The following is a 6,379-nucleotide window of genomic DNA, read 5'->3' as shown; positions in this document are numbered from 1 at the left end:
TACAGCATACGCATGGCACGGATTATGTCCACTTCGCCAGATTAAGTCATTAATAGTTCACCTGTAGGGTATTTTGCAAAAGTAAGGTTTGTGATCTCAGTATTTTCCTAATTAAAAATTGAACGTTATTTTTTATTTATTTGTGTATTAAAAGTGTCATTTATTATCATGCCGTAGCTAATTTGTAATATAAGATAACAACCAAGGGTTTTATAAGGTGGAAATAATTTAAATCACTCTTATCCAAAATTAATAATAAACTTTCCACTCATCCTGCCGATTTACCTATGGCTGATAGCTGCCGAGTTGTCACCGGGCAGACGGCAAGTCAGATAATGCTAGGCCTTACCTAACTACATGATTCTGGTGACCGAGCGCAGACAACGCACCAGTAATTCAATAGATGACAATGAAGTGCCGGTGTCATTTTCTTATTAATTACTGAGGTGTAGATGAGAATTAACAATCCCGTTACTCTAAATGAGTATTTGGTTTACAGAGCAATGACATTACAATCTGCAACCGATCTGCAAGGCAATATTAATTATGCCAATGCGGCTTTTGTTACTGCGTCTGGATATCGTTATGGGAATTTAGTTAATCAACCGCATAATATAGTCCGACATCCTGATATGCCGGCGGAAGCCTTTGCCGATATGTGGCAAACGTTGCGAGACGGGCATTCTTGGTCGGCCCTGGTAAAGAATCGGCGGGAAAATGGTGATTATTATTGGGTACGCGCCAACGCGACGCCGATTTGCCATGCCGATCAGACCACCGGCTACCTTTCGGTACGTGTTGCCCCCACCCGTGAAGAAATCAACCAAGCGACGGCGTTGTACCAAGAGATAAAATCCGGTAAAAACCAACGCCGTCGTTTGGCGTTGTATCGAGGTTTGGTGGTACGCACCGGCTGGCTTGCTCCGTTGTCGCTGATGCAAAAACTCTCCCTTCGTTTACGCATTCGCGGCGCGCTGCTGGTGGCTAGCGGACTGCCGGTGTTGGGTTCTACCCTCTTTGCTTTGGGGCCGTGGGCGTCTTGCGGTGTCGCCGTCGCCGGACTGGCGCTGACGTCAATGTGGTTGAATCGGCAGGTGGAAAGGCCGATTAAGGTGATTTTGTCACAAGCGCAGCGGCTCTCTTCCTGCCAGTCGGGGCAGTATGTGCAGTTAAACCGGCTCGACGATCTCGGTTATCTACTACGCAGTGTCAACCAGATGGGCCTGAATCTGCGTTCGCTCACCGATGATGTTAATGGTCAAATTGGTGGCATCAATAGCGCCAGTAGCGAGATAGTGCAGGGTAACCATGAGCTAAAAGAGCGCACGGAACTTGCCGGGGATAATCTGCAGCAAATCATCAGCGCCATTGAGGAACTGGTGGCCAGCGTGCGTAATAGCGCCGATAGCGTCAACGAGACTCGGGACCTCGCGGGGATGAGCAGCCTTGCAGCACAAGACGGCCACGCACAGATGCGTCAGGTTATGGCCACCATGGGGTCGATCAATGAATCCAGCCGTCGGGTCGTCGATATTATCAGCGTAATTGAGGGAATCGCTTTCCAAACCAATATCTTGGCGCTCAATGCCGCCGTTGAAGCGGCACGCGCGGGTGAACAAGGCAGAGGATTTGCGGTAGTGGCCGGCGAGGTGCGCTTACTGGCGCAGCGTTCGTCCGCTGCGGCCAAAGAAATTAAAGATCTGATTGAGAACAGCGTGAACCGGATCGAAGATGGCGACAAACTGGTGCGCAACGCCGGCGACACGATGGATAACATTGTCCAGCAGGCAGGGCAGGTAGCAACCTTGATCGGCGAAATCAGTACCTCATCAGACGAACAAACCAAAGCCTTGACGCTGATAAGCCAATCGATTGGCCAGTTGGATCTGACCACACAGCAAAATGCGCACATGGTAGAGCAGTATGCTCAGTCGGCGGACGAACTGTCCCACAGTACGGTACGCCTGGCGGCGGCGGTTAACGTTTATCGTCCCCATGCGTGATGGTGCATCCTAAGCACTAGGCGCTGGACGATAGAGACTGCGCCACCGTGGGGGTAACAGCCAGCAGAGTGCGCCTAGTCTATAGGTGCACGGTGCTGGCGCGCATCGATAGCTGGGTGGAGAGTGTCACCGCTTGCTCAACCTCCTGCCCCTGAAGTGCGGACCATATATGTTTACCTGCCAAGACACCCATTTCGCGGTAAGGGACTGCTATGGTGGTTAACTTGGGTGAGCAGATTTCGGATAAGGCGCCGCCGCCCAGCCCTGCAACGGCAAGTTGCGCCGGTACTGATATACCTCTGGCCTGGCAGGCGGCGATAACACCACAGGCTACCTCATCCGCGGTGCAAATCAGCAAATCAAGCTCGGGCCAGTTCAACAAAATCTCTGGCAGCAGTTTTTCCCCCGTGGTGAATTCTGGTGGCAGAGACGAACTGATCACGCGATGGGGTGACTGATTAAGTGATAGCATGGCTGAGTGCCAACCGCTGAGAATTTGTTGGTGAATAATTTGCTGATGAGCAGCGCACAGCAGTGCAATATGGCGAAACCCCTTATTGGCTAGCGCGTTAATCAACTGCTTGATAGCCAAGCCATAATTTGCGCCGACACTCATCATTATCGGTGCGGGCATGACACCGCCAATTTCCACTACCGGGATGCCAGCATTAAGCAGCAGCCGCCGATTTTCCTCTGAGTTGTCATAATGATATTGCACTACTGCGGCGGGATTATACGACAGCAGCATCTCTATCTGCCGTGTGCCGCCGGCGTAATGATCTTCCGCCAGCAGCACATCATAACCTCTTGGTCTGAGCACCGTTTGCAGCGACTCGGAGATCATGGCACATCCTGGTGTGGTTAATGACGGCACCAGCATGGCCACCAGACGGGAAGATGACGACGCCAGCGTACTGGCAGCAATGTTGGTAACATAGCCCAGCTCGTTTATCGCTGCCTCAATTTTTTCGCGTAATTTGGACGAGACTTTTTCCGGCTCCCTAAGTGCGCGCGAAGCGGTCATGGTACTGACCCCCGCTAGATTTGCCACATCCGTCAGGGTACTTTTGCCAGAATTGCGACGCTGCTTCACCTTGTTTTTCCTCTATCGGCAAGTGATCAATAACCCTGTAAGTGCGGATTTTACCATAACTGCGCCATCTCAGCCGGCCCAGGCGTCGACATTGCAGATTACCTACTCTTATCTGAGAGTACTATACTCGTGATCTTTCGAACCTCAGGTGCGTTGACTGCACTCATTCACACGAATCACTTACAAGAGTAAGCTCATCGTGTTCTCTCCCTTGCCGCCATCCTGCAACTCAAAAGCTATAGGGTATCCATATTTCAAGATCATAAGTTAGCGCTAACATTATTTTTCAACTTACAATGTTAGCGCTAACTTTTGCGATTCATATCACGGAATTTAGCTTTCTATATCGCCTACACTCCAGACATCTTCACTGTAAAAGAGGTTGTCATGCCGGCAAAATGGTTAACCCGAGACCGAATCGCCATCGTTGAACAGGTTATAGATTGGCGTGATGCCATCAATATCTCCGCTCGTCCACTGCTCGCCGAGGGGGTAATAACCTCTGGTTATGTTCAGGCTATCATCACTTCACATGAGGCAATTGGCCCTTATTATGTTCTGGCACCTGGGCTAGCCATGCCTCATGCCCGTCCGGAGGAGGGCGTGAATCAGCCGGCGTTGTCACTACTCCATATCCGTCAAGGGGTAGACTTTGGGTCAGAGGAAAACGATCCGGTGCGGGTGGTGATTTTATTATGCGCACAAAATGGTGATGAGCACCTGGCGATGATTTCCCGGCTGGCCGAACTGTTCAGTGATGAAGCCGATTTACAGGCGCTCTTGTTGGCTGATAATTATTCAGCTATTCAGGCGCTGATTGATAAATACTCACTTTGATAAAGGGTTTGATATGAAAAAAATTCTGATTGTATGTGGCAATGGTTTAGGCAGTAGCTTTATTGTGGAAATGAATGTCAAAAAAATCATTAAAGAATTAGGGAAGGAAGCAGACGTCAGTCATACTGATTTAAGTTCCGCCAAGTCTGAACACGCGGATATTTATATCGGCTCAAATGATATTATTTCTGGGTTGGATGATGGTGTGCGTAATGTCTTCGGTTTAAGCAATCTTCTGGATAACAATAAAATAAAAGAAATTTTAGACAATAATTTGTAATTCAACTGTCGCGCATTTTTGGAGCATGCAATGCTTACATTCATTATTAATGATGTATTAGGGACGCCTGCAATTCTTGTCGGGCTATTTTCATTATGTGGCTTAATCCTGCAGAAGAAATCGTTTTCGGATACCATATCAGGTACGCTGAAAACCATTATGGGTTTTTTGATTCTGATTGCGGGTGCCGGGGTTATTGCTACCACGTTGACCAGCTTTAGTGAACTGTTTGTTCACTCATTTAATATTCAAGGTGTAGTACCGAATAATGATGTTGTGGCCGCCTTGGCGCAGAAGAATTTTGGCAGTTCCACCGCCATGATTATGATATTCGGTATGCTGATGAATATCGTTTTAGCGCGGATTACCCCGCTTAAATATATTTTCCTGACTGGCCATCATACGTTGTACATGGCGGCTATGTTGGCGGTGATCCTCTCTACCGGTGGGCTTGGCGGTTGGATGCTGGTAACCGTCGGCGCGGTGATTCTGGGTGCGTTGATGGTGATCTCTCCGGCTATTCTACAGCCATTTACCCGCAAGATAACGGGCAGTGATGATTTTGCATTGGGGCATTTTGGTTCAACCGGTTATTTATGTGCCGCCCTGGTCGGTAAGATGGTAGGAAAAAACAGCCGTTCCACTGAAGAGTTTAAGGTGCCGAAATATCTTAAATTTCTTCATGATTCATCGATTGCCATTGCGTTAACCATGACGATACTGTTTATTGTATTGGTGGTGATTGCAGGTAAAACCTTTACTGAAAGCCAGGTTAGCGGCGGACAAAACTATATTATATTCGCAATTATTCAGGCCATCACTTTTGCTGCGGGTGTCTATATTATTTTGGCAGGGGTGCGAATGGTCATTGCTGAAATCGTACCTGCCTTTAAGGGGATTGCTGACAAAGTGGTTAAAGATGCCCGTCCAGCATTGGATTGCCCAACTGTATTCCCCTTTGCCCCCAATGCAGTCATTATCGGTTTTTTAAGCAGTTTCTGCGCAGGCCTTATTAGCATGTTTTTCTTCCCCATGCTCGGGTTAAGCGTTATTGTTCCGGGTCTGGTTCCTCATTTTTTTTGCGGCGCTACGGCCGGAGTTTACGGTAATGCTACGGGTGGACGCCGAGGCGCAATTATCGGCGCGTTTGCCAACGGATTAATCATTTCGTTCCTGCCTGCCATCTTATTGTCGGTTATGGGCGGGCTGTCCGCTTCTACCACTTTTGGAGATGCGGACTTTGGTATCGTAGGTATCGCTCTGGGTAAATTTATGACCCTGTTTCATTAACTACCTGCCCCAATTTCCAGGTGTGGGCATCATGACACCAATCTGCGCTCGGGCAGCACTGGGCGCTGGTTGGGTCGACACCCGATCACAAATCCTCTAGTGGGATTGATTTGAGCATTTCCACCCGCAGCAAAAAGTCATACAGCGGGCGCAATTGTCGGAACCCTCTGATTAAGTGCTGAGCCAGTTGCGCCGAAAACAGTGCTTCTATCTGGGTATTAGTGGTCATTACCGCAAAGGTTTTGCGGTTATACCAGTTGGCCAGCGTAGGATCCTGATCCTTTACCAATAGGCGTTTGTAGCTTTCGCCAACCAATTCAAACGGTGCGCGGCAAGACGCGGCAACCGCGGAAAACTCCTTTGGCTGGCGTAGCATCAGGTGACGGAAACGATCCATGGTGGCTTTGCTAGCGGAGTAATAACCTAATCCGTAGTGGAAAAAATCTGGCGTGATTTCAAAGAAAAATACCGGTGCGTCGGTCCACTGTTTTGCCGGGCGTTTAAATGTTAACCACATACGATTACGAAAAAGTGACTTGTCATTGGAAAAACGGGTGTCCCGATACATACGCGATAACGTTTTGCCAATGGCCGGGCGGATTTCGAAACCGTCGTCAATCTCTAACATGGCTGGGGCTAATAACTCAACCAAGGCTCGGAAAGGCTGCAATAATTCTTGCTGATAGATTTCCCGATGCGTTTCAAACCATACTTTATTGTTCTCACGCACGATCTGTTGTAAAAATTCCAGAGCGGCAGGGTTAAATCCCTGAAAAATAAACGGCTGCACGGCGTTCCCCCGAGTGAAAAGCCCTACTGTAGCGCGTTGTCGAGCGCTTTCCAACGGTATAATCGTTGCGTTGCACCACCCTGCTT

6 protein-coding genes are annotated in these 6,379 nt (G+C 48.8%); 4 read left to right on the top strand and 2 right to left on the bottom strand.

The window, feature by feature from the left end; genetic code table 11:
* The first annotated feature begins 452 nt into the window (after nucleotides 1-452).
* The gene (locus SJI19_RS12260) at nucleotides 453-2,003 is read left to right on the top strand and encodes a methyl-accepting chemotaxis protein (protein ID WP_323478542.1); all 1,551 of its coding nucleotides are present in this window, start codon (nucleotides 453-455) and stop codon (nucleotides 2,001-2,003) included.
* 79 nt (nucleotides 2,004-2,082) lie between these two features.
* Here SJI19_RS12260 and SJI19_RS12255 read toward each other — a convergent pair whose 3' ends face one another.
* The gene (locus SJI19_RS12255) at nucleotides 2,083-3,096 is read right to left on the bottom strand and encodes a LacI family DNA-binding transcriptional regulator (protein WP_323478541.1); all 1,014 of its coding nucleotides are present in this window, start codon (nucleotides 3,094-3,096) and stop codon (nucleotides 2,083-2,085) included.
* A 387-nt stretch (nucleotides 3,097-3,483) separates the two neighbouring features.
* Here SJI19_RS12255 and SJI19_RS12250 point away from each other — a divergent pair, with 387 nt between their 5' ends.
* Genes SJI19_RS12250 through SJI19_RS12240 form a run of 3 tightly spaced genes read left to right on the top strand, consistent with a single transcriptional unit; the run spans nucleotide 3,484 to nucleotide 5,503 of the window.
* Nucleotides 3,484-3,933 carry a PTS sugar transporter subunit IIA gene (locus SJI19_RS12250; protein WP_323478540.1) on the top strand — a complete coding sequence of 150 codons (450 nt, stop codon included), beginning with the start codon at nucleotides 3,484-3,486 and terminating at the stop codon, nucleotides 3,931-3,933.
* Nucleotides 3,934-3,946: 13 nt separating this feature from the next.
* The gene (locus tag SJI19_RS12245) at nucleotides 3,947-4,213 is read left to right on the top strand and encodes a PTS sugar transporter subunit IIB (RefSeq protein WP_323478539.1); all 267 of its coding nucleotides are present in this window, start codon (nucleotides 3,947-3,949) and stop codon (nucleotides 4,211-4,213) included.
* 30 nt (nucleotides 4,214-4,243) lie between these two features.
* Nucleotides 4,244-5,503, top strand: coding sequence for a PTS ascorbate transporter subunit IIC (locus SJI19_RS12240; RefSeq protein ID WP_323478538.1), 1,260 nt, complete (start codon nucleotides 4,244-4,246; stop codon nucleotides 5,501-5,503).
* 85 nt (nucleotides 5,504-5,588) lie between these two features.
* Here SJI19_RS12240 and SJI19_RS12235 read toward each other — a convergent pair whose 3' ends face one another.
* Nucleotides 5,589-6,293 carry a DUF2461 domain-containing protein gene (locus tag SJI19_RS12235; RefSeq protein WP_323478537.1) on the bottom strand — a complete coding sequence of 235 codons (705 nt, stop codon included), beginning with the start codon at nucleotides 6,291-6,293 and terminating at the stop codon, nucleotides 5,589-5,591.
* Nucleotides 6,294-6,379: the final 86 nt, after the last annotated feature.

The organism is Acerihabitans sp. TG2 (assembly GCF_035013185.1).
Lineage (GTDB): Bacteria > Pseudomonadota > Gammaproteobacteria > Enterobacterales > Enterobacteriaceae > Acerihabitans.
Note: the sequence above shows the minus strand (reverse complement) of the source record. Positions and strands in the feature narration are given on the sequence as shown.

Coding starts and splice junctions, on each gene's coding strand:
- SJI19_RS12260 (WP_323478542.1), top strand. CDS start 453: ATGAGAATTAACAATCCCGTTACTCTAAATGAGTATTTGGTTTACAGA.
- SJI19_RS12250 (WP_323478540.1), top strand. CDS start 3,484: ATGCCGGCAAAATGGTTAACCCGAGACCGAATCGCCATCGTTGAACAG.
- SJI19_RS12245 (WP_323478539.1), top strand. CDS start 3,947: ATGAAAAAAATTCTGATTGTATGTGGCAATGGTTTAGGCAGTAGCTTT.
- SJI19_RS12240 (WP_323478538.1), top strand. CDS start 4,244: ATGCTTACATTCATTATTAATGATGTATTAGGGACGCCTGCAATTCTT.